We start from the raw sequence: 26,717 nt of genomic DNA, 5'->3' as shown, positions 1-26,717 counted from the left end.
TCGTATCGATAGCCCTTTATCTACTAGCAATCGGGATGGCGGAATTGCGGCGTTAAATAACGAGCCACATAGTTGCACGGCGAAAGGCCTGATTTTGTCCAATTAGAAGGGATGGAAATCGTTTCGACGTATCTATACATAGCAAATTATCGTATCGAGTGTGAACTGGTTCTGCCGCCAGCACTCTGCCGGTATTGTTTAATGGTTTCCCGATATGATCGAACTCACAATCATTGTTCCTGTATATAATGAAGCTGGCAATATTGGTTTGCTTGTCAAAGAGATCAGCGCCGTCATGGCCGATGGTCCGGCCCATGAAATCATTATCGTTGACGACGGTTCGACGGATGAATCAGCGAGCGAAGCCTTGCGCGCGGACGGCAAGGTTCGCGTGCTGCGGCACGAAAAGCGTGCTGGCAAATCGCGCGCGTTGCTCAGCGGTTTTCAAGCCGCGAATGGTCGGTGGATTGCCACGCTGGATGGTGACGGCCAGAATGATCCTGCCGATATAAAGAAACTGTGGAGCCGTATAGAAGCATCACCCCCTGTGCTTTTTGCAGGTGTGCGCAAGCGTCGGAACGATGGTTTGATCAAACTTCTCACTTCTCGCTTTGCCAATTTCGTTCGCAAGCGTCTTCTGAAGGATGATTGCCGGGATGCGGGATGCGGTTTCAAAATCCTGCCGGCTGCCGCTGCGCGGCATTTTCCTTATTTTGATAATATGCATCGATTTATCCCGGCGCTGTCACGACGCGCCGGGATGCCTGTTGTCGAGGTCGATATAGAAGATCGGCCAAGGCTGGCTGGCGTTTCGAAATATGGTTTCTTTGATCGGGCCGCTGTTGCTTTTCTCGATACGGTTGGCGTGTTCTGGCTTATCCGCCGTTATTCTGATCCGGTACAGGTGACGGAGATGAAAAGCGCTGAAAGCTGAAAGTTCGCAACTCTCCGCTGAAGTTTCTGACTGGTGCGGTAACACGGGTAACCGGGCTCGCGGGTAAAGCATTGGCGGGTAATTGAGCGAGAAGATTTTCGGCCGGGGCATCATTACCCTGCCAGACAAGCACGACATCGCTGGCTGTACCCCGCTCGGGCGGCCAATGCAGGAGAACAGAGATATTGGCTGCATCATCCTGACGATTTGAGATGACTGTCGCCGGAGCCGGATTTTGACCGCGAATGGCGCTGCTGATCGCATCAAAAGGAAATGTGAATCGCGGCGTCCCAAAAAGCGCTACGCCGGCAAAGCCTAGCGGGGCGAGCACGAACATGCAGGCCGCCAGAATCAAGAGGTTGCGTGCTCCAAGAACTTGCGGGAAACGCAATGCGAGCAAGATCGCCGTTGGCGCCAGAATGGGTGCCATGTAACGCTGGGCTACCGAGTGATAATCGGCCAGCAATACCAGCAGTGCGAAAGCGCCCAGACCAATCAATATTGTGCGCAAGAGCAGTTTCCACACGTCTTCATCGCCGTCGGCTGCCGGCCGCGGGTGATCCCGGGTTCTGCCGATGACATATACGGCAAAAGCCCATCCGGACCAAAGCGCAGCGGAAACAATGAGGCTGAGAAACCCATCCAGACCTATATGGGGCAGGTCGATCACATTGAGATAATCTACGGGTTGATTCAACTTTACCATACGCCCTGCCGTTGCAGTGAGCGGGGCATTTAGTGAGGCAATAGCAACCGGAGCGAACGCCGCCACGAAGATCAGGATTGATATCCAGATTCGCCGGTTAAAAAGCTGGCGGCGGATAGATGATGTCAGGACCGCGGCGACCAAGAAGCTGATCAGAAATATAAAGAAATTATACTTGGCCAGTGCACCTATGGCAGCCCAAAGCCCGAACCACGCATAAGCAACGTTGCCTGCACCGGATCTCAGCAGCGCCAGAGAGTGAATTATTCCAATCGCGGCGACGAGAACAAGAACGGTGTGCGCCGTCGTTTGTATCGACATCCATACGATTTGCGGCAGAAACGCCGAAGCTATAAGTGCCAATACGCCCGCCCGGTCCCCCGCCAGACGTCTTGCTGAATCAAATACCAGCCAATGATAAAGACCGAGCAATGATAGGCGCACAAGCGCAAGCGACAGCACCCAATTCCAACCTGTCAGCTCAAGCGCCAGCCGAACCAGCCAATTGTACAGCGGAGGGTGTGAATTGCCATATATCCATGAAAAATCGACAGCGCCGACAAACTGGGCTTCATCAATTTCCATGAAGCGGGATAGTAACAGGCGCACGGCCAGAAGAAGGATAATGTAAACTGCGATTGTGCGAGGCGCGCGGCGCGCAAACCACGCCCAATTTATTTCCGGCCCGTCAAGTGAGGCCAAGTTGAATTTCCGCCAAGTCACTCCCAAACCCCACCGCTTGCTTATTGGGGTGGACTACTACGATAGATGGACAGGTGCAATCCCGCCTCGCGATCAAGTTGAATTTAAGTGTAGGTGGCTACCAAAAAGCCGCCAGTTTTACTGGCGGCTTTACTCGATTCAGGCCCGTCGTATGATACTTGCTATCAGCGACACAACAAGCAGAGCCAAGAACACATAGAATATAATCTGCGCAATACCTGCAGAAGCGCCTGCAATTCCGCCGAAACCCAAAGCACCCGCGACAAGCGCGATGATCAGAAAAATTACTGCATAATAAAGCATTGTCATCTCCCTTTATTGTTGAATCAGAAACGAAACAGAGTTCGTTTGGTTCCCGCAATATTCAGGGAGATTGTTTGCTTTCCTATGCTTTTGCCTTACTGCTTTCTTTGAAGAACAAAGCTTGAGTGATAAGCGCCTTTACCATGTCCGGATTAAATGGCTTGGTAACAAGAAAGGTTGGTTCGGGACGCTCGCCCGTGAGCAGCCGTTCTGGAAACGCAGTGATGAAGATTACGGGGACAGCGTCCTGGCTGAGGATGTCGTTGACAGCATCAATGCCCGAGCTGCCATCTGCCAACTGAATATCCGCCAATATCATGCTCGGTTGCGTCTCGGCATATAGCTTCAACGCTTCATCTTTGGTGCGGGCAATGCCTACGACCTTATGGCCCAGGCTTTCCACCATGTGCTCAATATCCATAGCGATCAAAGGTTCATCTTCGATGATAAGAATATCTGTTGCGATCTGCCTGGAGATGCCGACGGACGCCTCATCAAGAAGTGCGTAGAGTTCATCATCGGAAACGTCGAGAATTTCCATCGTTTCGGATTGGCTGAACCCTTCAAGGCTTATAAGCAAAAATGCCTGACGCGCCTTCGGGGCAATCGAGGTCAGATTTGCGGCGGCGTGTTTTTCCCAGCCATATTCCGACTGCATCTCCAAAGGCCGGACATTGACCGAGTTGAAGTGCTTGACCAGCAATTTGTACAGACCAACCCGGTCCGATCCCGCGTCGGGGAACAGGGAAACGTCGGTTATCAAAATTTCGAGCGTCGCTGCTACGTAAGCATCGCCTGAAGACTGCGAGCCAGTGATGGCACGGGCGAAGCGGCGGAGATAAGGCAGGTGGGGGGCTATCCGGGTGGATAATGACATTCGTGAGCGTTCCTGTTCAGGCGATATTGATCAGAATAGAAAGAGAGTTCCGTCCTACAACACTTATCCAAAAAAAAAGTTCCCCCGCTCGGAACTTTTTCTGCATTCAGACATTATCGGCATTAATGTGCCTATAGACATCGCGTCGACATATCAGCAAAGATTTAGCAATGAACGCAAAAATGAAAACATCCCCTGCGCCCGCCAAGGCGCGTGTTCTTCGCCGCGATGCAAAAAATGCTGAAACGGAAATTGGTTTAAAGCTCAGGGCGCTATATGCGTCAGTACAAGAAGAAGAGATACCGGCGCGGTTTCTCGATCTTCTTGAAAAGCTCGACGAGGCTGAACGCCTGCATTCGCGATCCTCGAAGTAAGCGGGCCCTTGAATGGTACATGAATCGAAGGACTTCAAAAGAAATCTGATTGCCTCGTTGCCTAAATTGCGAGCCTTCGCGGTTTCGTTGATCGGCAACCCTGACAGAGCAGACGATCTCGTTCAGGACACGATTATGAAGGCGTGGGCCAAGCAGGATTCGTTTGAGCTTGGCACCAACATCAAGGCGTGGCTTTTCACAATCCTGCGTAATGAGTTCTATAGTCAGATGCGCAAACGCGGTCGAGAAGTGCAGGATTCAGACGGGATTTTCACGGAACAATTATCGGTTCACCCTGCGCAATACGGGTCCTTGGATCTGCAGGATTTCCGAAAGGCTTTGGAAAAACTTCCCGATGATCAACGCGAAGCAATCATTCTGGTTGGAGCCTCTGGGTTTTCCTATGAGGAAGCCGCTGAAATCTGCGGATGTGCCGTCGGAACGATCAAAAGCCGCGTCAGCCGTGCCCGAACCCGGCTGCAGGAACTTCTGGAAATTGAGGGGGAGGTCGACTACGGCCCGGACGCGATCGCTACACAGGTTACTTCAAACAAGTTCGCCTGATGAATTGCCTTTGCTCGACGATTGATCGTTTGCAGAGCCACTGAGCGAAGCGACTGCCCGTATAATCTGGCTTCTGCCGTAGGGTTTTCCCACAACAGGGGTACCTGCGAATTCGGCAATACCACTCAGATCGGCATCATAGGCGCTGGTGAACAGGAGAGGTATGTCACGCGTCCGAAGCAATGAGGCGGCTTTAAGGGAGGACACACCACGGGCTTCTACTTCAAGTATTGCGAGATCGCATATTTGACCGCTATTTATCCAGCTCATCAATTGGTCGATCGTAGAAACAACATGAACAGATTTGGCGCCGCACTCTTCTGCGATTCGCTCAAGTTCCAATCCTATCAAATATTCGTCTTCGAGCACCAAAAGGCGTTTGCCAGCCAATTCCATATTCCAATACTCCAATTTGGAGTTGGTTATGGGGCTGGCTTGACAGTTCTGTCATTTAACAAAGACATATCAATTGCGAAGAAAGCTCATATGAATTTTTGAAGGCATGCTAGGGTCCGGACCCTAGCTTGCGCCCAACAAAAACCGGACAAACAATGAAAAATAATGGAGCATCGACGGTAAGACAGTATCCTTGCGAAAGGTGCCCTTTACAAAATTATCCGCATTTCCAGCAGCACGAAAAAGACGAAGTCGAGTTTCTGTCCGGGTTCAAGATGGGCGAGCTGGTTGCCGATGTCGGCACGACCGTACTTGGCGAGGGCAGAAGCAGCGCGCATCTCTTCACCGTCCTTTCCGGCTGGGCGTTCCGGTATAAAACTCTCGAAGATGGCCGCCGGCAAATTCTGAATTATGTGTTGCCGGGCGACCTGATTGGCCTGCAAGGCTCGTTGATGAAAGAAATGCAACATTCAGTCGAGGCGTTATCGCCCTTGGTGATGTGCATGTTTCAGCGAGACAAACTGCCAGCCCTGTTTCAAAGTTATCCAACAATCGCCTACGACATTACCTGGTTAGCCTCACGCGAGGAGCAGATGCTTGATGAGATATTGCTAAGCGTTGGCCGCCGGTCGGCGCTCGAACGGGCAGCCTATCTTTTCGCATTCATATATCAGCGCGCCAAATCGGTCGGAATGGTGAAAAACAACACGCTGATGGTGCCGCTTCGCCAGCAGCATGTTGCCGATACTTTGGGTCTATCAATTGTTCACACGAATAAGACCTTGAAGAAACTTGCAGCCAAAGGCGCTTTGCGTTGGCTTGATCGGGGTTGTGAAGTCATTGATCATCAAATTCTTCTGGATATTGCCAAATGGCAGGGGCTACCGCCTGCACCCCGGCCTTATATCTAAGGGTACCTCCATTTCAGAGTGTGGCGGCACCGGTTTCAGGCTTCTCCGCGTTTAATTGATCCAGAGCAAGTTCAATATCACGCAGATCCCTGGTGACTCCATCATCGGGGTCCATCCCGCCCTCAGTGGCCGCTCTCTGCAGTCCGCGGGCTTCCGACAGAAGTTCTTCCAACTTTGCAATTTTTTGGACTTTGCTAAGGCCCGCGTCCGATAGAATGTCGTTTGCGTTGAGCATTTTGTCCTCCTTGTAATGGCAGATTAAAAACGAATGGGGTGATTAAATGTTCCCTGTGAGGAACAATGCCAACGTGGCGGCGTTGAAGTCGTTGGATATATAACTTAGTGAAGTAGGGGCGCCTTTCAGACGGGCTGTCACGTGGGATATGAAGTTGACCGACACTTCCGAGAGTAATTTTCTGTTCCTGGCGGAATCGTCGCGTCGTGAGGTTCTTTCTACGCTCCGGCCTATAGGCAAAGATGATAGCGATCTGGACAATCTAACGGAGCTGGCATTATCGATTTTCAATGTTGATGGGGCGCGCTTGTCTCTGGTGGACAGCGATCAAAGCCACGTTTTGTCTTTTTGCGGGCTCTTAGGTAATATCGATATATGGACGCTCGAGGCGCATTCAATTGCTGCATCGGAACCATGTTTCGTTGTTCCGGATGCTTCCGGGGATGTGCGGTTTGCTGAAACCAGCGCGGTCGTACAGGCACCGCGCATAAGGTTTCTGGCTATTGCGCCAATTCATGTAGCAAATGAGCGTGTCGGCACTCTAAGCATTCTGTCGCTCAAGCCGCATTCCGAATTTACCCATGAGCAGCAACAAAAATTGATACAACTGGCCCGTCTGGCGGGATCGCTTATGGAGTTGAAGCGCAACTCCCGCCTTGATGAAACCGCTGTCAAAAAACTGCACCTCGAAGAAGATCGCAATGCCATGGCGCTGGAGGTGGGAAACGTCGGCAGTTGGGTTTGGGATTTGAAAACCGGAATCTTTACCGGCAATAAGATGGCTTATTCCATGCTGGGCTTGAGCGAAGACAGCCCCGTTACAGGCGAGGACGTTTTCCGGGCAATGCATCCGGATGATTTTCCAATGATGAAGTCGTCAATCACCCGCGCTCTGGCACATGACCAGGATTATGCGGGAGAATTCCGCGCCGCCTCTTCAGGCCAATGGCTACTGGGTCGAGGACGAATCTTTGAACGCGATGAATCAGGCCGCCCTACTGTTGCTGTCGGTGTAAACATCAACATAACCGCGACAAAAAATGCTGCCGAGAAAACACGGCTCTTGCTTCGTGAGCTCAATCATCGCGTCAAGAATACTTTGGCCATGCTGCAATCACTGGCACGCCAGACCTTAAATCGGACAGCTGACCCGGCCGAATTCATGGAAGCCTTCTCAGGTCGGTTGCGCGCCATTTCTGAAGCGCACACGCTTTTGTCCGACCGCGAATGGAGTGGAATCAACCTCGTCGATTTGATCACGAGACAGGTTGAACCCTATGCGATCTACGATGCCGGTCAAATGGTGCTGGTTGGCGAAGATGTCATCCTGCCGCCTGATCACGCCTTGGGTCTGGGTATTGCCCTGCATGAGCTTGCGACGAACGCGGCCAAGCATGGTGCGTTCTCAGTGGCTGGGGGCCAGGTGCGCATCTCTTGGGAGATTGAGCAGGGACTGGACGGATCACGCGTGATTATTCACTGGATAGAAGCGGGCGGGCCGCCCGTAGCCACACCTGCGACACGTGGACTGGGCGAGCGTCTCATTGAGCGGAGCCTTGATAAGGTGATATCGAGCAGCGTCAGGTTAAGTTACTCGGAAAGCGGCATGGAGGCGATTATCTCCATGCCCATCAAGGATAATTCAGTCCCTGAGTTCCTCTGATACATTGCTGCGGCGCCGTTGCCGTGTTTTGGGTTTTTTCCCGAGCATCGACAGACCGCCAAAAGCAAGCACGGGTAGCGCCAGCATCAGCAAGCCACGTGAACGCAGGAGCATTGGTGCAGCAGCGATGGCAGCGACAGTCAATAGGGCTGTTGTGTCGGTTTTTGCCCGGTCACGCTGGCGTTTTCGAATGATGGCGTCGGATATTTTCATGATGATATACAAGATGATCGCCACAGCGATTGCGCCGCCGCCAATATAAAGGGCAGCCCGCAATTCACCGAAACGATCCGACAAGGCAATATAGGCTGCGACCAGCAAAAAGACGGCACCGATGGCGCCGAATATTCCGATAATGCTCAGGAATATTGCGCTTCGCTTGACGCGACTGACGGTCAGGCCAATCTCACCGGCGGCGAGACTGGTCAAAAAAGGAGTTAGCAGTTTCAGCATGATCAGCGACGTGACATCAAAGCGAGAAGAAAGCCGACTCCAGCTGCCACTGCTATAGATGTCAGCGGTTTGTCGCGGATAGTTTCGGCCAACTGATCTTCAATGTCCAAAGCTTGCGATTTCAGTTCTTCGAACACTTCCTCGCCGCGCACCCTGGCTGTTTCAAAGGAATTTGCAGCATTGGCGCGCGCATCCTTGGTCGAATTTTTACCGATTTTTGCAAGCGTTGCAGCAATATTTGCAATATCCTCCTTCAGCGCCGCGACCTGCGCCTGCAAATCAGGGTTGGTTTCGGTGGCATCATCGACTGCTTTTTTAATTTTCGAGGAAACTGTGGCCATACGATAACTCCTTGGAAAATAGATGCATATGATTTCGAAACGTTGCTCGAAACTATTTGTTCCATGCGAAACCGGCCACCGCAAGCGGCGATGACCGGGCCGTTATCGCAAAGCAACTGCTTTTATTATTCGGCAGTGCCCCGTAACAGAATTTTCTCGCTGTCGGCCTTATAGGCTTCTGGGGTGTAAGCGGGCTGCGCCTCCAGTTCTTTTTTTGTGAAGGGCGTGAAAACCGAGATTTTGCCGCTGTCATCGGCAAGCAAATCGAGATTTTCAATGGAGACGGCGATAGGTTTTTTGCCCAGGCCCAGAAATCCTCCCACATCCACTACAAAGGCCTCGATTTGACCGTCCGGTGTCATCAGCGCGTCACCAACACTTCCAAGTGTTTCGTCTTCCGGTCCATAAACCGCCGAGCCGATCAGCTTATCGGCGCTCATTGCACTTGAAGGCACCGCTTTCAGGGCGCTGCGAAGTTTAGCGGGTGACTTTTTTATGTCTTGTTCCGTCGCGTTGATGGCTGGTTCAGGCGCCTTGGCGGGATCCGAGGCGCCATCTGTCAGCAATACGGAGCGGTCATAGGCAGGAGCTTTTTCCAGCTCTTCTTTGCTCGCGGCGATTACCAACCACCGTTTATTATCCGGCTTTTCCGCCCATGAAAGCTGATCGAGACTTACCGCCACTTCTTTCTGGCCGACGCCGAGAAATCCGCCCACAGCAATGACGGCACTTTCAGCGCGCCCTTCAGGATTGAGCACAACATCTTTGATCTCGCCAATGGAAGCCGCATCGTCATTCGAACTATTATAGACCGTCTGACCGATAAGACCGGCGGTCAATACCTGCCCTGGGGCCGCTACAAGATATCGATCCTGTGCGGGTGCTGCCACGATTGGTTGGCCAAATATGTCGGAGCCATCCTGTGCTGCTGCCGTGATAGTGAGAGCCACCACTATGGCAGAACTGGAGATAAGTCGTTTTAACATTCATGTTCCTTTGCACCGGAAGGGAAAACACCAGCCCATGGGGAGCTGGTGTTTTTGTAAATGACTGAATTTGAATGGTTTTATGAAAGATAGCCCATCAGCCAAAGAATAATGATTATTGGAAGCGGCAGGCCGATAAGCCAAAGTAAAGCGCCACGCATCATGGGTTTAATCTCCTTTTCGTTTATATCAGATACGGCCCATCAGCAGCAGAACCAGTAATATTACCAGAACGATGCCAAGAAGACCGGAAGGGCCATAACCCCAATTGCGTGCATGGGGCCAAGTGGGAAACACGCCAATCAATGCAAGGATGAGGATGACGACAAGAATTGTTGTTAGCGACATGTTCAAACCCTCCGATTTATTCTTCGGATAATAAACACCGCGACAGCGAATTTCGTTCCAAACCTTTGCAGTTAAAGATGAAACGCCGATGCCGATGCAACCAATTTGCTCAGGCGGCGTTGGAGTGGCGGGATTTAATGGAGAGGTGCGTTCTATGCATTTTGGATTAGGGGTATTTCATGCCTTCTGAAGATTTCAGCGGGCGGTCGCCGCGTGCCGTGGAGCGCGTGACGAGAAAGTCTGTCTCTTCACCAGCAATTGTTGGAGTGGATACCCGAGCGCAGTTTCCACCAATTATCGTCGCCATAGCTATTGTTGCAGCGCTTTATCTGGCCAGTGATGTCTTTGTGCCATTGGCATTGGCATTGCTTCTGACATTTGCTCTTTCGCCGCTGGTAACGCGGTTGCATCGTAACGGCATACCAAAAGCCGCGGCTGTCATCAGCGTGGTTGTCACGGCCTTTATGGTGATTGCCATATTTGTCGGAATTGTCGTGAGCCAGCTAACGGTTTTGGCGCAGAACCTGCCAAGCTATCAGTATAATATCGAAACAAAGATCCGGACGATCAAGGATGCTCAATCTGGTAACAGCATCTTCGACCGCGGCGCCCGCATGTTCAAAAAATTCAGTGAAGAGATCGGGCGATCGGATGAAGTGGAGCGTTTTCCCGTCGACAATGGCCCTGACAGTCGGGACCAGGCACGCAAACCACCGGAAAATGTCGAAGTACAAAATCAGGAAATCGGCACTCCACTGAAAGCACAAGATCCGAACAAGCCTGTGCCCGTCGAAATCCGTTATCCTCCGCCTGATCCGCTGAGCCTTTTGCAGACATTTGCCGGACCGTTGATTCAGCCATTGGCAACCATCGGTATCGTGATTGTCGTGGTTATCTTCATGCTCATGCGCCGGGAAGATTTGCGGGATCGCTTCATAAAGCTGGTCGGAGCAAGTGATATTCACCGAACGACGACAGCACTGCACGATGCCGGCAAACGTGTGGGGCAATATTTGCTGATGCAGCTTATCATCAATATCAGTTTTGGCGTGCCGATTGGGATCGGGCTATGGCTGATAGGTATTCCCAATCCGATGTTGTGGGGCATGCTGGCAATTGTCTTGCGGTTTGTGCCCTATATCGGTCCCATTATGGCGGCGTTTTTCCCCTTAATGCTATCGCTTGCCGTTGATCCGGGATGGATGCTGCTGGTCTGGACCGCAGCCCTTTTCATCGTGCTTGAGCTGATCAGCAATAATATTATGGAGCCATTGCTCTATGGGTCGAAGACGGGCCTTTCGCCCGTTGCCATTCTCATGGCGGCAATCGTGTGGACATGGATTTGGGGACCTATCGGTCTTATTCTTTCGACACCGTTGACCGTGTGTCTTGTGGTCCTCGGCAGGCATGTGCCGAAGTTTGAGTTTCTAGATGTGCTGCTTGGCAACGAGCCTGTGCTTTTGCCACCACAGCAATTGTATCAACGATTGCTGTCGGGGGATCCCGATGAGGCAACAGAGAAAGCGGAGGAATACCTCCAGTCAAACTCCATCGTTGATTATTATTCCTCTGTGGCCGTTCCTGCACTTCTGTTAGCCGAACATGATCGCGGGCGCGGGGTGCTGGATGCTCCCAGACGCAATCGCGTTGCGCAAAGCATGGTGTTTCTCGTTGAAAACCTGTCTGATTATCATGAAATTCTCGAAGAAGAGATCAAGGTAGATGAGCAAGCCAAAACCGCCAAGGCAAAGACTAAAAAGGTAGAACCGACCAAACCAAAGACCATTATATCGGCTGGCGGACGCGGCAATCTGGACGACGCTGCCGCTGTTATTATGGGTGATATCCTTGAGCGCAATGATTGTGAGGTTGACGACATCACCCATGACGAGCTCGAGGCTGCGAATATCGCCAAACTCGAACTTGCCGGTGTGAGCGCTATCTGCATCAGCTACCTTAACACCTCATCCATTGCCCATGCGCGATATTTGATACGGCGGATCAGGCGGCGGAACGCACGAATAAAAATCATAATCGGTTTTTGGGGCGAGGATGCCGAAAATGTGGACGCTGCAAAGATTGTCGGCTCCACACGGAACTGCATTTTTGCCTCTTCGATCGAGGATGCGATCGGCGAACTATGTTCCTGAGCTGTCGTTTTATGTATTTCTTTTTCGGGACGGATTTCAGCGGAACCAAGATATAGCTGCAGCGTTTCTCACAAGCTGATCGAGCCTTTGATCGGTAACATAAGACCCGGTGCCTGTTCCCCCGTGGGCGCCGGGTCGTTCGTTATTCGAATATTTTATCTATTTATATCAATAGCTTAATTGATTTTCTCTGGGAACAATCCTGCGTGATGCCCGTTTAGTGATGTAGTTGAAAAAGCTTTCAGGGAGTATCCAATGGGTAGTACTAGCGACAAGATTTCCGGCGCGGCCAACAAGATGGCCGGTAATGTAAAACAGGCAGCCGGCAAGGCCACTGGTTCCAAGAAGATGGAGGCTGAGGGAAAGGCGCAAGAGCTGAAAGGCGATGTGCAGTCAGCCAAGGGTAAGGCAAAAGACGCCGTTAAGAAGGTCGTCGACAAGGCTTGATAATCCAAGAATGTAAAAAGTTTAACCGGTCCGCTTTTGGGCCGGTTGCTTTTTGCGCCAGACTCTGCCGATGCTGTTTCAACACAAAAATAATCAAGGGAACCGTGGATGATATTACATGTAGGGTGCGAGCTAACATTTGAGTTCACGCAGGAAACACCCCTTGTAGCGATATTGAATGTCCATCATTCACGTTTTGACGATCTGGAAGGTATCGAAACTTTTCAGACAAACTTTGATTCAACGATCACAGGCTATCACGATCAATTCGGTAATTGGTGCAACCGCATTGTCGCCATGCCAGGCACCTTTATCTGTTCTACGAATGCTCTTGTGCGGGATAGCGGGTTGCCGGACCCTGTTGTGCTGGATGCTGTCCAACATCGCGTACAGGACCTGCCGGATGAAACGCTCGTATATCTCATGGGTAGCCGTTACTGCGAAACCGATCTGCTGAGTGACGAGGCCTGGCGCTTGTTTGGCAATACGCCGGAGGGATGGCAGAGGGTGCAGGCTGTCTGCGACTTTGTGCACAACCATATCACCTTTGGCTATGAGTTTTCCAATCCGACCCGCACAGCTTCGTCTGGCTATTATGAAGGGCGTGGTGTTTGCCGTGATTTTACCCATTTGGCCGTTGCATTTTGCCGGTGCCTGAACATTCCAACCCGCTACTGCACCGGCTATATCACCGATATCGGCGTGCCGCCGCCGCATGCCGAGATGGATTTTTGTGCCTGGATGGAAGTTTATCTTGGCGGTGCCTGGCACGCATTTGATCCGCGCAACAATAAGCCTCGTATCGGCCGGATAAAGGTAGCGCATGGCCGAGACGCGGCAGACGTGCCTTTGACCAATATTTTTGGCCCGAATTTGCTGACGAAGTTCAAGGTATGGGCGAAGGAAGCCCGCTGATCGCCGGACGTCCTCATGGACTCAACATGGCGATCTATCCTTTTATTTTAGCATCTGATTATTCGAACACCGGAATCTCACTTTTCGGTCCGATGCTTTAATACGCAACCTTATCGCTATCTAATTGTTTTACTGGATCGACGGGCAATAATTCCAGGAGCACAAAATGAGTCAGCGAGCTATTGATTTCGTTAATAACTGGATTGAAGCTAATATCGATACCAACAAGCCAGTTGATATGGAGCATCACGATCGTCGCCCTCAGCGTCTCGCGGAACGTTGTGCTGCCGATGCCGAGGCTGCGGGTATCACCGAAGCCGAGATCAAGGATGGTTTGGGTGATCTCGAAGTATGCATGATTGCCGCGGTCGACAGGGTTGCACTGGCTAAATCTGAGAAATAGGTCCGATCAGCGTTCTATGCGTGTGGAAAGGATGATTGACGACATCGTTCTTTCGACGCCTTCCAATGCGCCGATTTCGTCGAGCAACCTGTCCAGTTCCTGGATTGATGGGGCCTCAACAATAACAATCATATCGAACTGCCCGCTAACCGAATGCAGGGTTCTGACCCATGGTATTTTGCGCAACGAAGCTTCGACCCGTACAGCAAATTTGGGCAAGGCAGTGACCAGCACATGCGCCTTGACCAAATTCTGCTGATATTCCGGCGATAGCTGGACGCTGTATCCGCGGATCATTCCCCGATTTTCGAGCCGTTCGATGCGGCTCTGCACTGTGGTGCGTGACAGCCCGAGCTTACGCGCAAGGTCGGCTGTGGAGGCCCGGGCATTTTCCCGGAGCAGGGAAAGCAGGGCATGATCAGCTTGTGTCAGCATAATGACAAATCCACTCGGCATATTAGTTAAACTTAAGAGTTATATCGTCAGTATATACACTGCATTTCGCCGAGCAATATGAGAAAATTCCGAAAGGTTTATGCATATTCAGGGGAATCACATGAAAGAGATCGTCGTTGTAGGGGCAGGTAAAATCGGAGGAACGATTGCCAATTTGCTGAGCGAGACAGGGGAATATCACGTAACTGTCGTTGATCGCGCGCAGACGCAATTGGATGCACTTGAAGTTTCAGCGCATGTGGCTACCAGCTGTATTGAAATTGCTGAAGCGGGCGTGCTTGAAAAAGTGCTGGACGGCAAGTTCGCTGTTCTGAGCGCGGCACCGTACCATCTGACCACACGCATCGCTGAAGCCGCTGCCAAATCCGGCGTCCACTATCTCGATCTGACGGAAGACGTTGCCAGCACGCGCATTGTCAAGCAATTGGCGACAACAGCAAAGACTGCGTTCATTCCGCAATGTGGTCTCGCGCCCGGGTTTATCTCCATCGTTGCCAATGACCTGGCCAAGCGCTTCGATACGCTAGAAAGCGTTCGCATGCGCGTTGGCGCGCTGCCGCAATATCCATCCAACGCGCTCAACTATAATCTTACCTGGTCGACGGATGGCGTGATCAATGAATATTGCGAGCCATGTGAAGCGATTGTCGACGGTGAACTGACCGAAGTTCCACCGCTTGAAGAGCGCGAAGAATTTTCGCTCGATGGCGTAACCTACGAGGCATTCAACACATCGGGCGGACTTGGCACATTGTGCGAGAGTCTCTTGGGCAAGGTGCGTACGCTCAATTATCGTACGATCCGCTATCCCGGCCATGCCGCCATCATGAAGGCGTTGCTGAACGATCTCGGACTGCGCGATCGCCGGGATGTTTTCAAGGACATTCTTGAAAACGCCCTGCCATCAACCACGCAGGACGTGGTTGTGATCTTCGTAACGGTCAGCGGCCGCAAGAAGGGTCGCCTGTTGCAGGAAACTTATGCAAACAAGGTCTATAGCGGCCATATCGGATCGCAGCTTTATAGCGGTATCCAGATCACCACAGCATCGGCCATTTGCGCTGTTGTGGACATGCTTGCGAAGGGTGACCTGCCACAGCAGGGCTTCATCAAACAGGAAGACATCGCACTTGATGCATTTCTGGCTAACCGTTTCGGCAAGGCCTATGCCCAGACCGAGACTGCCGGGCGTCTCGTTGCCTAATAGTATTTGAGATCAAATAGATCGCCACCGCCTTCGCGGTGGCGATTGAATTGCGTGGTTTAACTATGCCCACTCGCCATTGCGCATAACGGGAACAGTCGAGCCATCCTTATGGATGCCATCCACATCGATTTCTCCAGACCCAATCATCCAGTCGATATGAATAAGGCTCTTATTTCCGCCCTTTGATGCTATCTCCTCCGGACTCAACGTTCCGCCATTGATGAAGCATTTCGAGTAGCATTGACCGAGTGCTATATGGCTTGCAGCATTTTCATCGAACAGCGTGTTGAAGAACAGCAGACCTGAAGCAGAAATCGGCGAAGAATGCGGGACAAGCGCCACTTCACCGAGGCGGCGGGCACCTTCATCCGTACCGAGAATTTTATTGAATACTTCCTCGCCGCGTGTCGCCTTGGCTTCGACGATCTTTCCAGCTTCAAAGCGAACCTGAATATTTTCGATCAAAGTACCCTGATATGACAATGGTTTGGTGCTGGATACGTGACCGTCAACCCGAAGAGCATGCGGGGTGGTGAATACTTCTTCGGTCGGAATATTCGGATTGCAGGTGATGCCATTCTTGGCCCTTGAAGCGCCACCTTGCCATTCATGTTCATCGGCCAGCCCTACGGTCAGATCTGTGCCGGGGCCTTTGAAGTTTAGGGAAGCAAAGTTCAGGCCGTTCAGCCACTCCCTGCGCTTGAGCAATGCGGCATTGTGGTCGCGCCAGGCGCTGACCGGATCATCAATATCCACACGGGAAGCAGAGAAAATGGCATCGGCAAGCATTATGACAGCCGTATCGGGTTCCTGATCGGGAAAAACCTGCTTAGCCCAAGAGGGGTTTGGATAGGAGACGATGTTCCAGTTAACGTCGAAGCCAGTGATTTTTTCCAGCGCTGGTTGATAGGCTTTCGATTGCGCCCTGTTCGCCCGCGCGACTTTCTCGGGATCTTCTGCCGATAACAACATGGGATTATCGCCAGAAATGGCGAGGCGCGCCGTATTGGCAGAAAACGCTTTTGCCATCCCTTCGTAAAGCCAGCCTGCGGAACGGTCGAAACTATCCTCTGGCGCATTGCGATAACGCATCAGCGTTGTTTCTTCGTCATTGTAAAAGGTTGTGACCAATCCCGCGCCTGCCTTATAGGCATGCTCAGTGATGCGGCGAACAAGAGGAAGGGCGGCAAGCGGTGCTGTGATCAAAAGGTCCTGTCCCGGCTGCAATTGCAAACCGATTTTCACGGCAACCTCGCCCAGCCGATCGAGTTTGACTGGGTCGATGGAAGGGATCTTTTGAGATGAATTCATAATATACCCATGCGGTTAAAAAGTTTGCGTCAACATAAAGCGGGTTTACCGCCCTCTTCAAGTCGGTAATGTGGATTTATTCAGCCCACACGCCGGACTGATTTCTCAGGCATTTTGTTTGAGAAAATTGGCAAACCGGGATTCAAAATCCGGATGCCACCGCGAAAGCGGCGGACGGTTTTGGATAATATCATTTGCTGCCCAGAGAATTCGCTTCTCGTCCAAAGCGCGAGTAACGTCATTATCCGGGCACAGAATGTAAAAGTCGCCAGCCGCCACGCTCTCCAGCATGAAATCAACTGTCTGTTCCGGTGTCCACGCGCCAGCGGGTTTCTCAACACGGTCGCCCTTTGTAAGGGCCGTATAAACAAAGCCCGGAATGAACAGATGTGCGGTTACGTGACAGTCTTTCATGTTACGTAACTCGTGTTGCAACGCCTCCGTAAAGGTCTTTACCCCTGATTTGGAAACGTTATAGGCGGGGTCACCCGGTGGAGTGGTTATGCCTTGTTTCGATCCTGTGTTGATAATCAAACCCGGTGTCTGACGCTTGATCATTGACGGGCCGAATATCTGACAGCCGTGAACCACGGCCATCAAATTGGTTGCAATAATGCGATCCCAATTGCTGCCGTCGAAGACGCTGCTTCCAGGTTGGATGCCGGCATTGTTCATTAAAATGTCGGTCTGGCCGAATTTTTCATCGACAATCTGTTTCAAATTCCGCAGATCATCGGGGCGTGTCACGTCTGTAGCAACTGCGATGACGGCATCCGGATGAGCTGGCTGCAAATCTGCAACTTCCCGACACGCCTGCTCCAACCTCTTTCCGCCCAGATCGGCAATGGCAACCTTCATCCCCAAACCGGCAAAACGCTTTGCCGCCGCCAGACCGATACCCGAGGCCCCTCCAGTAATTACGGCAACACAGGACGGGGATAAAGCGGGATGGTTCATGACAGTCGTCCTCAAATGCGTTGCGAAATGAAGGAGCTTTTCAAGGCGTTGAACTTACGAGGCCATCAGCCGAAATTGGGCACACGCAGATAATGAGGAAGCGGGGTTATTTGTTCCTTGGGCAGGCGGCTTTCTGGCGACACCCGCGTCTCAGGCTTGATAACTGCCTTTGCAGATTTCAGACGCCGGGCCTCAATGATTTCTCTTTCCGAACTCTCTCCCATTGAAAGTGCTTTCAAAAGGATCATTCGCGCTTCGTCGACTATCGACGACTGATTTTCATTGAGGGCGATGTCGAGTATAACGCGCCGGAAATCTGTAAGCTCGATCGGTTTTCCTGCGGCTGCGCGCTGCCGTGCAGCATTCTCTTTATCGATCAGAGCATAAAGTTTTTCTCGCAGATCGGCTCCCACATTTTCATACTGCATGGCGATATCGGGAGCTACCGCGGCCAGTTTTTGCTTCTGCCGTTCGCGGTGCCGTCTCTGTCGTTCTGCGTTGCTCAGTGCCATGTATGAATGTCTACGCCGTTAACAAACGAATCACTTACCCCACCTGTGATAGGCCTGCATGCCGTAACGGGCAAGATTCAGGAGGTGTTACGCACAAATCTGTTGCCCAATAAAGTGTGGTTAAATGTTACGTAACGTTTGAAAACATTGAATTTTTTGCTGAAAATTTATGCTGAACAAATTGTTAGGAACCTTGCTCGTATTCTTGCTCACGAATCAATGCAAACGCGGCAAATGCCGTCCGGGAATAAGCGAGCATGCAAAAAGTTAACCCTGCTACGAATTGCCAGATAATCCCTTTTCCGATGACGAAGAGACTAGCTACGGTTCGCGAAGTTGCGGCCACGCTGAAGGAAAAAAACGGTCGCCAAGCTGAAGCCTATCGAAACAAGGTCGCTGATGGCCTGTTCGAACATCTGGCTCGGATCGGCCTTTCCGAAGACGAGCAGGATGAAGAAGTTGGGGCGTTTTTCAGCGCGGTGGAGCTGGAAATGTTCCAGATGTACGATCCAAGCGGCATTTATGGAGACCGCTCCGTTTATTGACAAGGTGCGCCCGTCCCAAGGCGCTATACAATTTGCTTTTGGCCTTGCAATACATGAAAATGCTGCATGACAAGCGAACAGAGATGCTATGTGCACACCGACAAGAAAAGCGACGGCAAATGGTATTATGTCGTCGTTATCGATGGTGAGACAGGTGCCTTGATGGGGCCGCACGATACCGAAGACCAAGCTCTCGCTGCTGGCCAGAAAGATCTGGAAAATCTTAGTATCAACGATGATGAATAGCCCGTTTGCACCCGGGCGAGCATTCCAAACTCGCCGGGCTCTATCTGTCAGCCAATGCTGTTAATTTGGGCTTGTGGAAAGCTTGTCGAAATCCTCATCCAGCCGTTTAAGCGCTGTGGTTACGACGCGCCGTCTGTCTGCGACCCAAGCTTCTTGCGAGGCGATTTTTTCTTTGGCCGTTTTGATCATCCGCGCCATTTCCTTGGGCTGCGGCCCGCCGCTAGTGGCTCGATTCCTAACGATTGCGACTGGGTCGAGCGTTGCTCGAAACTCTTCCTCGTTCATAGGGAGCTGGTCTGAAAAGCTCGATCCCTTGACAGCTTCCTTGTAGATTCGCTGCGCATCGGCATAGGGGAAGTCGAGTGGCTTGATATTTTGTGATTTGGCAAAATCCACGATCTCGGACGCAAAGTGATGCCCGACGCGGAAAGGCAGTTTATATTTGCGCATCAAAACATCCGCGAGTTCTTGCGAAGCAGTCCAGTCGCTGTTCAGCTCTTCAAGGGAACGGTTCGGGTCGATCACGAGTGAGCCGATTATTTTTTCCCAGCCTTCCAGCGCTTTGATCGCGCTTTCGACAATTTCTGTGTTGGCATCCTCGTCTTTTGCATCCGGCATGCCGGGCGTAATGTTGTGCGCCTGGATAATGGGTCCCATAGCCAATGTCACTGCCGTGGAAGCAGCTTGCCTTGTGGAGTTGAGAATTCCAGGATTGCGCTTCTGGGGCATCGCGCTGGACACATATGTGTTGCCTCCCCCTGTTTGCAGCAATATCCACGGGCGGGGCTGCGCATATTGCGTCATGATATCTTCAATGAACTGTCCGGTATGGAGTGCGATACTCGTAACGATCGCTCCGACTTCGACCGGTTCATCTACCGGGGATATTTGTGAGGCGTCATATGCATTGTCAACGACGCCACTGAAGCCGAGATAATCCGCCATTCGAGTTCGATTGAGTGGCCAGCTTGTGCCGTTCAGTACAGTGGTTCCCATCGGGCTTCTGTCAACACGGGCATAGGCTTCCCTGATACGCTGAGCATCTCGCTCCAGACCTGCTGCATGGCCAAGCAGGTAGTGTCCGAAACTATTGGGTTGCGCCGCGACGCCGTTGGTATAGTTGGGTACGATCGTATCGACATGGCGCTCTGCAAGATCAACGAGGGCGCTTGTTGTTTTATCCAGCTGATGTGCAAGTCTTAGTAGATCATCCCGCATGATGGCGGCCCTGTAGGTCGAATGCATATCCTGGCTCGAACGCCCGGCATGGATTAACGTGACCTCCGGGCCTGCTGCTTCAATGAGCAAAGGCTCAAATGAGATTACGGTTGAGGGCCGCTTTGCTCCAGGTTGAGCCCCATCTGCAAGGACCTTCTTCAGCCCGGCGGCGATCTTTGGCGTGAGGTCTTTGTCGAGCAATCCTTCGTCGGAATTGATAATGATCGTCGCCTTGTTGATCATGCCCAACCAGAAGAATTCGTCCCTCGGTGGTTGTTCTGCAGCGATTGCAACGCCGCTATGAACACTTGCAACCAATGTAAGTGCATAAAGAAGTGTTTTCATGATGCCTCCCAACGCCTGCGGCGACACCAAAGGAAATGGCACACCGCAGGACTTTTATTACATGGACAAGAGATCAAACTGAATAATCAGTTTGCCAAGACCAGTGCTTCTTCTTCGGCCAGTTCGCCGTTAAGCGCCTGGGCCAGTTTGTCTTTGTCGAGCTCGCCTTCCCAACGCGCTACGACAATCGTTGCAACGGCATTGCCAACAAGGTTGGTCAAGGCACGGCATTCTGACATGAAGCGATCAATACCCAGGATTAGCGCCATGCCCGCAACGGGAACCGCCGGCACAACAGAAAGCGTCGCCGCAAGGGTAATAAAGCCGGCACCGGTTATACCGGCAGCGCCTTTGGAACTCAGCATGGCGACAAGCAAAAGCAGAATTTGATCCGACATGCTCAAATGGATGTTTGTTGCTTGAGCAATGAACAGGGCGGCCAGGGTCATATAAATGTTTGTGCCGTCCAGATTGAAAGAATAGCCGGTCGGGATAACGAGGCCGACCACAGACTTCTTGCAACCCGCCTTTTCCATCTTGGCCATAAGGGTTGGCAGCGCTGCTTCCGAAGAGCTGGTACCAAGCACCAGCAAGAGCTCTTCCTTGATGTAGCGGATCAGAGCCAAAATGGAAAAACCATTATACCAGGCAACCGCGCCGAGAATGACAAGCACGAACAGGAGTGATGTCAAATAGAATGTGCCGATCAACATGATCAAATTGGCGACAGACCCGATGCCATATTTCCCGATGGTGAACGCCATTGCTCCGAATGCGCCAATGGGGGCTGCCTTCATCAAGATGGCAACGAGTTTGAAGATCGGTGCCGAAAGCGTCAAAAGAAAGTTGGTGACCGGCTCGGCTTTCTCACCGACCATGGCGAGCGAAAGACCAAACAGCACCGAGAAGAAAAGCACCTGCAGAATATCGCCGGATGCGAAAGCGCCGACGATCGTGGTCGGAATGATATTGTTCAGGAATCCAATGATGCTCTGCTCATGCGCCTGCTGCGTGTAGGTTGCAACCGCTTTTGGATCAAGCGAGGTAGGATCAATGTTCATGCCTGCACCGGGTTGAACAACATTGGCAACGACCAGTCCGACGATCAGGGCAAGCGTCGAAAACGTCAGAAAGTAGATCATGGCCTTGCCAGCAACGCGGCCGACTTTCTTAAGATCGCTCATCCCGGCAATGCCGGTGGATACGGTCAGAAAAATGACAGGGGCGATGATCATTTTTACCAGCTTGATGAAAGCATCGCCAAGCGGTTTCATACTGGTTCCAAGGTCAGGATAATAATGCCCAAGCGCGATGCCGATGGCGATTGCGACAAGTACCTGAAAATATAAATGGCTATAGATCGGAGCCTTTTTTGATAGCTGCAGGCCAGCATTGGCCGTGGTTAGTGTCACCGGACTCATGACTTCCTCCATGATGCGAGCCTCGTCTGACAGGACCAACCTGCTAGCCTCCCAGGCTCAATTACAGACGGACCGGCCGTCTGCAGCCATGGAATGCAAATGGCGTGCCAGTTATTTTTAATTCTATAACTATTTGAAATTAATGCATTTTTTTATTCATAAGCTTCGACTCCGCCTCAAATTGTGTGGTATGCCGCACAGATTCATTGTATTTTGTGCGGATATATGCACACCTATGTTCATGGATGATCATCCACAAAAGGCCTCTGAAATCCTCACCTCGACAGCGCGATCTGGTTGGGCCAGCAAGGCTGTTCTAACCACCTTTGCTGTAATCATAATTTTTGTGGCGCTTTTCGTGGCGGGCAATATTGGCCGCGAACGCGGGTATCAGATCGTGATGGACCGTGCGAAAAGCACAGCTGAATTAAATGCAGTTCTCCTGCGCACCGTGCTCGAAAAGCAAAGAGCGGTCCCTTTTGTCCTGTCCCAAGACAGGGATGTTATGAGTGCGCTTTCCACTCGCAGCGAGAGCCAGCTCCAACGTCTCAATCATAAATTTGAAAGCCTTATCGGTGGCACCGGATCTGCTGTAATTTACCTGCTTGATGCAAATGGACTGGCAATCGCTGCGAGCAACTGGAACGAGCCGATCAGTTTCGTCGGAACCAATTACAGTTTTCGGCCCTATTACACACGCGCCATCAGAAATGGCAGCGCAGAACATTACGCCCTTGGCACTGTCAGCAAGCGGCCGGGACTTTATATTTCAAAGCGCATTGATAGCCCGGCTGGACCACTAGGCGTCATTGTTGTCAAACTGGAGTTTGATGAAATCGAAGCGGACTGGCGCCGCAACAGCGATCCGACCTTGGTGGTTGATCAACGCGGTATCGTGCTGGTCACAAGCTTTCCCGACTGGCGTTTTATGACAGAAAGTGTCATCCCCGCCGAGCGAATGGGGCCGCTTCGCGAGAGCCTGCAATTTGGCGGCGCGCCATTGGAGCCGCTGGATATTTCTCCGCCCATGCCAACGGTGCAGCCGGATATTGTTCAAGCCAGGTTGCCGGGCGCCCCGTCCCGAAGAGAATTCGTACGGGTTCAAACCTCGGTTCCGACCACGAGTTGGAAATTGCAATCATTGACGCCTGCCGCACCAACGGTGACCGAGTCTGTCCGTACCGCTCAGTTGATTACACTGCTCTTTCTTGCTCCCTTGCTGGGTCTCACTGCTTTTATTCTTCGCCGGCGCGGGCTGGCATTGCGCCGGGCGCAGGAACAGGAAGTGGCGAGGGTTGAACTTGAGCGCCGTGTTGCTGCCCGCACTGCGGATTTGAGTGCGGCGCATGCCGAGCTGGTCATGCAGGCGGAAGAACGTCAAAAGACGGAAACAAAACTCCAGTCTGTCCAATTGGAACTTGTGCAGGCGAACCGCCTGGCCATTCTAGGTCAGGTGACCGCAGGTGTCGCGCACGAGATTAACCAGCCTGTGGCAGCCATTCGATCCTATGCTGATAATGCGGCAACGTTTTTGGGGCGCAATCAGGTCGATTCCGCCAAAGACAATTTGAAGACTATTGCCGGGCTGACGGAACGCATCGGAAGTATCACCGACGAACTCAGGACCTTTTCCCGCAAAGGCACGGGAGATTCTGGGCCTGTCAGTGTCAGTGATATCATCGAAGGTGCAATGCTGCTTCTCGGAAGCAGATTTCGCCAGCGTGCCGGACAAATCCTGACTGAAATGCCCCCTCCCGAAGTGAAGGTCTATGGCAACCGCATCCGCCTCGAACAAGTTCTGATCAATCTCATGCAAAATGCGCTTGAAGCGACGGAAGGTGGACCCGCCAGCAAGATCAGCGTGCGCTGTTCCGTTGACCAAGAGGAACTGCGATTGATTGTTGCTGATAATGGTCCTGGAATACCCGCTTCAATCATGCAGATGCTCTTTACACCCTTCAACACGTCCAAGGATCGGGGCCTGGGGCTTGGTCTGGTGATCTGCCATGACATTGTTGCGGAGTATGGGGGGCGCATCGAGGTTGAAAGCAGCTCTACCGGGACCGAGTTTACCGTGCATCTGAAAAAGGTGGTCTGACCATGGATTCAAATCAAATTGCCTTTGTTGAAGATGATGACGCCCTGCGTGCTGCAAATTGCCAGACGCTTGAACTGGCAGGCTTCAACGTGCAGCCATTTCCCAATGCAATGCTCGCTTTGCGATTCCTGACGCCGGACTTTCCGGGTGTTGTCGTGACCGATGTGAGGATGCCTCACATTGACGGGCTTGAATTGTTTCGCCGTTTGCGTGAAATGGACTCCGATCTGCCCGTCATCCTTATAACCGGACATGGTGATATCGATATGGCTGTCGAGGCGATCCATAAGGGCGCCTATGATTTTATCGCCAAGCCCTATCCAGCCGATCGCCTTGTGCAAAGCATAATGCGAGCATTGGAGAAACGCCGGCTCGTCATGGAGAACCGCGAATTGCGTTTGGCGGTGGAAAACACCAATGAATCACTGCCGCTGATCGGTCAAACGCCCGTTATGCAAAACCTTCGAAAGACCCTGCGCCATGTGGCAGGTGCCGATGTCGACGTATTGATCGCCGGTGAAACAGGGACGGGGAAAGAGGTTGTTGCCGGACTTTTGCATGAATGGAGCAGGCGCAAACAGGGGAACTTCGTTGCGCTGAACTGCGGGGCTTTGCCGGAAACAGTCATAGAAAGCGAATTGTTTGGCCACGAAGCCGGAGCTTTCACGGGGGCTCAAAAGAAGCGTGTTGGCCGCATCGAGCACTCTAGCGGCGGAACCTTGTTTCTCGATGAGATTGAGAGCATGCCTCTTTCAACGCAGGTAAAACTTCTACGCGTTTTGGAAAGCCGGGAAATTACACCGCTTGGCACCAACGAACACCGGCCCGTCGATTTGCGCGTGGTGGCCGCGGCCAAGGTTGACCTTGGGAGCGCCGACCAGCGCGTCAATTTTCGCGAGGATTTGTTCTACAGGCTCAATGTCGTGACTGTTTCAATTCCTCCGCTGCGTGAGCGGCGCGATGATATCATGCTTCTGTTTACCCATTTTCTGCATCGCGCTTCGGCAAGATTCAAAACAGATGTGCCAGAGATCACAGCCGCGCAGCGCTCCTATCTCATGCAGCATGACTGGCCCGGAAATGTGCGCGAGCTGGTGCATTTTGCCGAACGTGCTGCACTTGGTCTTGATGGTATTGAAACAACAAAATCAGATGTTGAAAGCGACGGTTCGAGTTTGCCGCAAGCCATGGAACGATATGAGGCGCGGCTTATCCAGCAAGCATTGGCAGCAAATGGCGGGGATGTGCGCTCCACGATCCAGGCGCTCGGTATCCCGCGCAAAACCTTCTACGACAAGCTGCAGCGTCACGGGATTGACCGATCCGACTACGTCTCAGGCAAGTGATAAGCGAGCTCTCTGAACGCGCCTGCTGGCGCAATGTAAATGGCGGAGAGGGAGGGATTTGAACCCCCGATGGAGTTGCCCCCATGCCGCATTTCGAGTGCGGTGCTTTCAACCACTCAGCCACCTCTCCGCATATCGGATCCACGTAAAGACCCGTATTTTTAGTGCTGCGATGCCCCAAAGGGCTTGGCTTGAGCGTGCGACGCGCTAGATAGCGGGCAAAGCGCGCAGATACAAGAGCAATTTTGCGTTAAATTTCTTGACTCCGCCTCGCTCCTGATCTTATAAGCGCCCAACGACTGGCGTGGGGGATTCTCCGCGCCGTTTGTTTTTGAATTCGGGTGCCTTCGTTCTTATGGATAAAAGTGCCTTTCGATCAATCTGTCACGACTGACAAAAAGACGGTTATTGCCGGGAAACTGGCAGAAAACCGAACCGAACGCCGAAAGGGCACAAAATGTTCGCAGTCATCAAGACCGGTGGTAAGCAGTATCGCGTTGCCGCCAATGACCTACTCAAGGTCGAAAAAGTTTCCGGCAATGCCGGCGATATCGTACAGTTCGCAGAAGTTCTGATGGTTGGCGTCGGTGCTGACGCAACAATCGGCGCTCCTGTAGTCAGCGGCGCGCTGGTCACAGCCGAAGTCGTTGAACAGGGCCGCGCACGCAAGGTTATTGCCTTCAAGAAGCGCCGTCGCCAGAATTCGAAGCGTACACGCGGTCATCGTCAGGAATTGACAACGATCCGTATCGCTGAGATTCTTACCGGTGGTGCCAAGCCTTCGAAGACTGCCGCTGAAAAGCCGGCCAACAAGAAGCCTGCAAAGGCTGAAGTTGCTGCTGCTGACGCGACAGAGACCAAAGCCGCCCCAAAGGCCAAAGCTGCGCCCAAGAAGGCTGCTGCCAAGGCTGAGAAGCCCGCTTCGGGCGAATAAGAACAGGTTTAAAGGAGCAATCCCATGGCACACAAAAAAGCTGGTGGTTCGTCACGCAACGGTCGTGATTCAGAATCAAAGCGCCTTGGCGTAAAGAAGTTCGGCGGCGAGCGCGTGCTTGCTGGCAACATTCTCGTTCGTCAACGCGGCACCAAATGGCACCCCGGTGTCAATGTTGGTCTTGGTAAGGACCATACTCTGTTTGCGCTTGAAGCAGGCACAGTTTCTTTCCGTACCAAAGCCAACGGCCGTAGCTTCGTGTCGATCGTCACCCCGATCGCCGAAGCAGCAGAATAGCCGGTCATGCTTGAAGCACCGGCGTCCCATCGGACCCGGTGAAAAAATGGCAACCGCCAAAAGATCAAAGGGAGATGGGGCACTACCCGTCTCCC

The 26,717-nt window shown here is 52.2% G+C and carries 31 protein-coding genes and 1 tRNA gene; 16 read left to right on the top strand and 16 right to left on the bottom strand.

Annotated features, from left to right (window positions below; translation table 11 throughout):
* Positions 1 to 214: 214 nt before the first annotated feature.
* Positions 215 to 934: a glycosyltransferase gene (locus tag V9K95_RS06115; RefSeq protein WP_115054336.1), complete on the top strand. Its 720-nt coding sequence runs from the start codon at positions 215 to 217 to the stop codon at positions 932 to 934.
* On the opposite strand, the gene V9K95_RS06110 is transcribed toward V9K95_RS06115, so the two are convergent.
* The 3 genes from V9K95_RS06110 to V9K95_RS06100 form a co-directional block, all read right to left on the bottom strand.
* Complete coding sequence (locus V9K95_RS06110; RefSeq protein WP_336440414.1) at positions 876 to 2,342, bottom strand: glycosyltransferase family 39 protein; 1,467 nt, start codon at positions 2,340 to 2,342, stop codon at positions 876 to 878. The two genes, V9K95_RS06115 and V9K95_RS06110, sit on opposite strands and share 59 nt — an antisense overlap.
* A gap of 159 nt (positions 2,343 to 2,501) precedes the next feature.
* Positions 2,502 to 2,666 (bottom strand): DUF1328 domain-containing protein, encoded by a 165-nt coding sequence (locus tag V9K95_RS06105; RefSeq protein ID WP_115054334.1) that lies wholly within the window; start codon positions 2,664 to 2,666, stop codon positions 2,502 to 2,504.
* Positions 2,667 to 2,748: 82 nt separating this feature from the next.
* Entirely contained in the window at positions 2,749 to 3,543 is a 795-nt protein-coding gene (locus V9K95_RS06100; protein WP_115054333.1) for a response regulator, read from the bottom strand.
* 182 nt (positions 3,544 to 3,725) lie between these two features.
* Between V9K95_RS06100 and V9K95_RS06095 the strand changes: the two genes are divergently transcribed.
* A complete protein-coding gene (locus tag V9K95_RS06095) occupies positions 3,726 to 3,917 on the top strand; it encodes a NepR family anti-sigma factor (protein WP_370878741.1) in 192 nt (63 codons plus the stop codon).
* Between the two features lie 12 nt (positions 3,918 to 3,929).
* On the top strand, positions 3,930 to 4,481 hold the full coding sequence (locus V9K95_RS06090; RefSeq protein ID WP_115054331.1) for an RNA polymerase sigma factor: 552 nt from the start codon (positions 3,930 to 3,932) through the stop codon (positions 4,479 to 4,481).
* On the opposite strand, the gene V9K95_RS06085 is transcribed toward V9K95_RS06090, so the two are convergent.
* The gene (locus V9K95_RS06085) at positions 4,464 to 4,877 is read right to left on the bottom strand and encodes a response regulator (protein ID WP_115054330.1); all 414 of its coding nucleotides are present in this window, start codon (positions 4,875 to 4,877) and stop codon (positions 4,464 to 4,466) included. The two genes, V9K95_RS06090 and V9K95_RS06085, sit on opposite strands and share 18 nt — an antisense overlap.
* A 155-nt stretch (positions 4,878 to 5,032) precedes the next feature.
* On the opposite strand from V9K95_RS06085, the gene V9K95_RS06080 reads away from it, so the two are divergent.
* Positions 5,033 to 5,788, top strand: a complete 756-nt coding sequence (locus V9K95_RS06080; protein ID WP_307281080.1) for a Crp/Fnr family transcriptional regulator — start codon at positions 5,033 to 5,035, stop codon at positions 5,786 to 5,788.
* A gap of 13 nt (positions 5,789 to 5,801) precedes the next feature.
* Here the strand turns inward: V9K95_RS06080 and V9K95_RS06075 are convergent, their stop codons facing one another.
* Positions 5,802 to 6,023, bottom strand: a complete 222-nt coding sequence (locus V9K95_RS06075; RefSeq protein ID WP_336440415.1) for a hypothetical protein — start codon at positions 6,021 to 6,023, stop codon at positions 5,802 to 5,804.
* Between the two features lie 154 nt (positions 6,024 to 6,177).
* On the opposite strand from V9K95_RS06075, the gene V9K95_RS06070 reads away from it, so the two are divergent.
* A complete protein-coding gene (locus tag V9K95_RS06070) occupies positions 6,178 to 7,686 on the top strand; it encodes a sensor histidine kinase (protein ID WP_336440416.1) in 1,509 nt (502 codons plus the stop codon).
* Here the strand turns inward: V9K95_RS06070 and V9K95_RS06065 are convergent.
* The 4 genes from V9K95_RS06065 to V9K95_RS06050 all read right to left on the bottom strand — a co-directional run bounded on the left by V9K95_RS06065 (position 7,666) and on the right by V9K95_RS06050 (position 9,814).
* Positions 7,666 to 8,139, bottom strand: a complete 474-nt coding sequence (locus V9K95_RS06065; RefSeq protein ID WP_336440417.1) for a hypothetical protein — start codon at positions 8,137 to 8,139, stop codon at positions 7,666 to 7,668. The two genes, V9K95_RS06070 and V9K95_RS06065, sit on opposite strands and share 21 nt — an antisense overlap.
* Before the next feature lie 2 nt (positions 8,140 to 8,141).
* The gene (locus V9K95_RS06060; RefSeq protein WP_115054325.1) at positions 8,142 to 8,480 is read right to left on the bottom strand and encodes a DUF883 family protein; all 339 of its coding nucleotides are present in this window, start codon (positions 8,478 to 8,480) and stop codon (positions 8,142 to 8,144) included.
* Positions 8,481 to 8,605: 125 nt separating this feature from the next.
* Positions 8,606 to 9,466: a PRC-barrel domain-containing protein gene (locus V9K95_RS06055; RefSeq protein ID WP_115054324.1), complete on the bottom strand. Its 861-nt coding sequence runs from the start codon at positions 9,464 to 9,466 to the stop codon at positions 8,606 to 8,608.
* 189 nt (positions 9,467 to 9,655) lie between these two features.
* A complete protein-coding gene (locus V9K95_RS06050; RefSeq protein ID WP_115054323.1) occupies positions 9,656 to 9,814 on the bottom strand; it encodes a DUF3309 domain-containing protein in 159 nt (52 codons plus the stop codon).
* A 179-nt stretch (positions 9,815 to 9,993) separates the two neighbouring features.
* Here V9K95_RS06050 and V9K95_RS06045 point away from each other — a divergent pair, with 179 nt between their 5' ends.
* The 4 genes from V9K95_RS06045 to V9K95_RS06030 all read left to right on the top strand — a co-directional run bounded on the left by V9K95_RS06045 (position 9,994) and on the right by V9K95_RS06030 (position 13,729).
* The gene (locus tag V9K95_RS06045) at positions 9,994 to 11,964 is read left to right on the top strand and encodes an AI-2E family transporter (protein ID WP_115054322.1); all 1,971 of its coding nucleotides are present in this window, start codon (positions 9,994 to 9,996) and stop codon (positions 11,962 to 11,964) included.
* A gap of 255 nt (positions 11,965 to 12,219) precedes the next feature.
* Complete coding sequence (locus V9K95_RS06040; RefSeq protein WP_115054321.1) at positions 12,220 to 12,411, top strand: CsbD family protein; 192 nt, start codon at positions 12,220 to 12,222, stop codon at positions 12,409 to 12,411.
* A 108-nt stretch (positions 12,412 to 12,519) separates the two neighbouring features.
* Positions 12,520 to 13,326, top strand: a complete 807-nt coding sequence (locus V9K95_RS06035) for a transglutaminase-like domain-containing protein (protein ID WP_115054320.1) — start codon at positions 12,520 to 12,522, stop codon at positions 13,324 to 13,326.
* 166 nt (positions 13,327 to 13,492) lie between these two features.
* Positions 13,493 to 13,729 (top strand): DUF768 domain-containing protein, encoded by a 237-nt coding sequence (locus V9K95_RS06030; protein WP_115054319.1) that lies wholly within the window; start codon positions 13,493 to 13,495, stop codon positions 13,727 to 13,729.
* A 6-nt stretch (positions 13,730 to 13,735) separates the two neighbouring features.
* Here V9K95_RS06030 and V9K95_RS06025 read toward each other — a convergent pair whose 3' ends face one another.
* On the bottom strand, positions 13,736 to 14,164 hold the full coding sequence (locus V9K95_RS06025) for an Lrp/AsnC family transcriptional regulator (protein ID WP_115054318.1): 429 nt from the start codon (positions 14,162 to 14,164) through the stop codon (positions 13,736 to 13,738).
* Positions 14,165 to 14,285: 121 nt separating this feature from the next.
* Here V9K95_RS06025 and V9K95_RS06020 point away from each other — a divergent pair, with 121 nt between their 5' ends.
* Positions 14,286 to 15,389, top strand: coding sequence for a saccharopine dehydrogenase family protein (locus V9K95_RS06020; protein WP_336440418.1), 1,104 nt, complete (start codon positions 14,286 to 14,288; stop codon positions 15,387 to 15,389).
* 63 nt (positions 15,390 to 15,452) lie between these two features.
* On the opposite strand, the gene V9K95_RS06015 is transcribed toward V9K95_RS06020, so the two are convergent.
* The 3 genes from V9K95_RS06015 to V9K95_RS06005 form a co-directional block, all read right to left on the bottom strand.
* Complete coding sequence (locus V9K95_RS06015; protein WP_336440419.1) at positions 15,453 to 16,703, bottom strand: aminopeptidase; 1,251 nt, start codon at positions 16,701 to 16,703, stop codon at positions 15,453 to 15,455.
* 105 nt (positions 16,704 to 16,808) lie between these two features.
* Complete coding sequence (locus V9K95_RS06010) at positions 16,809 to 17,660, bottom strand: SDR family NAD(P)-dependent oxidoreductase (protein WP_336440420.1); 852 nt, start codon at positions 17,658 to 17,660, stop codon at positions 16,809 to 16,811.
* Between the two features lie 65 nt (positions 17,661 to 17,725).
* A complete protein-coding gene (locus tag V9K95_RS06005) occupies positions 17,726 to 18,172 on the bottom strand; it encodes a hypothetical protein (protein ID WP_307281050.1) in 447 nt (148 codons plus the stop codon).
* 257 nt (positions 18,173 to 18,429) lie between these two features.
* Here V9K95_RS06005 and V9K95_RS06000 point away from each other — a divergent pair, with 257 nt between their 5' ends.
* Together V9K95_RS06000 and V9K95_RS05995 are read left to right on the top strand one after the other, a co-directional pair.
* Complete coding sequence (locus tag V9K95_RS06000; RefSeq protein WP_115054314.1) at positions 18,430 to 18,717, top strand: DUF6074 family protein; 288 nt, start codon at positions 18,430 to 18,432, stop codon at positions 18,715 to 18,717.
* 66 nt (positions 18,718 to 18,783) lie between these two features.
* The gene (locus V9K95_RS05995) at positions 18,784 to 18,963 is read left to right on the top strand and encodes a hypothetical protein (RefSeq protein WP_115054313.1); all 180 of its coding nucleotides are present in this window, start codon (positions 18,784 to 18,786) and stop codon (positions 18,961 to 18,963) included.
* Between the two features lie 60 nt (positions 18,964 to 19,023).
* On the opposite strand, the gene V9K95_RS05990 is transcribed toward V9K95_RS05995, so the two are convergent.
* Both V9K95_RS05990 and V9K95_RS05985 read right to left on the bottom strand, forming a co-directional pair.
* The gene (locus V9K95_RS05990) at positions 19,024 to 20,526 is read right to left on the bottom strand and encodes an argininosuccinate lyase (protein ID WP_336440421.1); all 1,503 of its coding nucleotides are present in this window, start codon (positions 20,524 to 20,526) and stop codon (positions 19,024 to 19,026) included.
* Positions 20,527 to 20,612: 86 nt separating this feature from the next.
* Complete coding sequence (locus tag V9K95_RS05985; RefSeq protein WP_336440422.1) at positions 20,613 to 21,947, bottom strand: dicarboxylate/amino acid:cation symporter; 1,335 nt, start codon at positions 21,945 to 21,947, stop codon at positions 20,613 to 20,615.
* A 241-nt stretch (positions 21,948 to 22,188) separates the two neighbouring features.
* Here V9K95_RS05985 and V9K95_RS05980 point away from each other — a divergent pair, with 241 nt between their 5' ends.
* Positions 22,189 to 24,045, top strand: coding sequence for a sensor histidine kinase (locus V9K95_RS05980; protein ID WP_336440423.1), 1,857 nt, complete (start codon positions 22,189 to 22,191; stop codon positions 24,043 to 24,045).
* Positions 24,046 to 24,047: 2 nt separating this feature from the next.
* A complete protein-coding gene (locus V9K95_RS05975) occupies positions 24,048 to 25,391 on the top strand; it encodes a sigma-54-dependent transcriptional regulator (RefSeq protein ID WP_336440424.1) in 1,344 nt (447 codons plus the stop codon).
* 40 nt (positions 25,392 to 25,431) lie between these two features.
* Here the strand turns inward: V9K95_RS05975 and V9K95_RS05970 are convergent.
* Positions 25,432 to 25,521, bottom strand: a tRNA-Ser gene (locus V9K95_RS05970).
* A gap of 327 nt (positions 25,522 to 25,848) precedes the next feature.
* Here V9K95_RS05970 and rplU point away from each other — a divergent pair.
* Together rplU and rpmA are read left to right on the top strand one after the other, a co-directional pair.
* The gene (gene rplU, locus V9K95_RS05965; protein ID WP_008121909.1) at positions 25,849 to 26,325 is read left to right on the top strand and encodes a 50S ribosomal protein L21; all 477 of its coding nucleotides are present in this window, start codon (positions 25,849 to 25,851) and stop codon (positions 26,323 to 26,325) included.
* A gap of 24 nt (positions 26,326 to 26,349) precedes the next feature.
* Entirely contained in the window at positions 26,350 to 26,622 is a 273-nt protein-coding gene (gene rpmA, locus V9K95_RS05960) for a 50S ribosomal protein L27 (protein ID WP_115054309.1), read from the top strand.
* Positions 26,623 to 26,717 lie beyond the last annotated feature (95 nt).

Source organism: Phyllobacterium sp. CCNWLW183 (assembly GCF_037203775.1).
Taxonomy (GTDB): domain Bacteria; phylum Pseudomonadota; class Alphaproteobacteria; order Rhizobiales; family Rhizobiaceae; genus Phyllobacterium; species Phyllobacterium ifriqiyense.
Note: the sequence above shows the minus strand (reverse complement) of the source record. Positions and strands in the feature narration are given on the sequence as shown.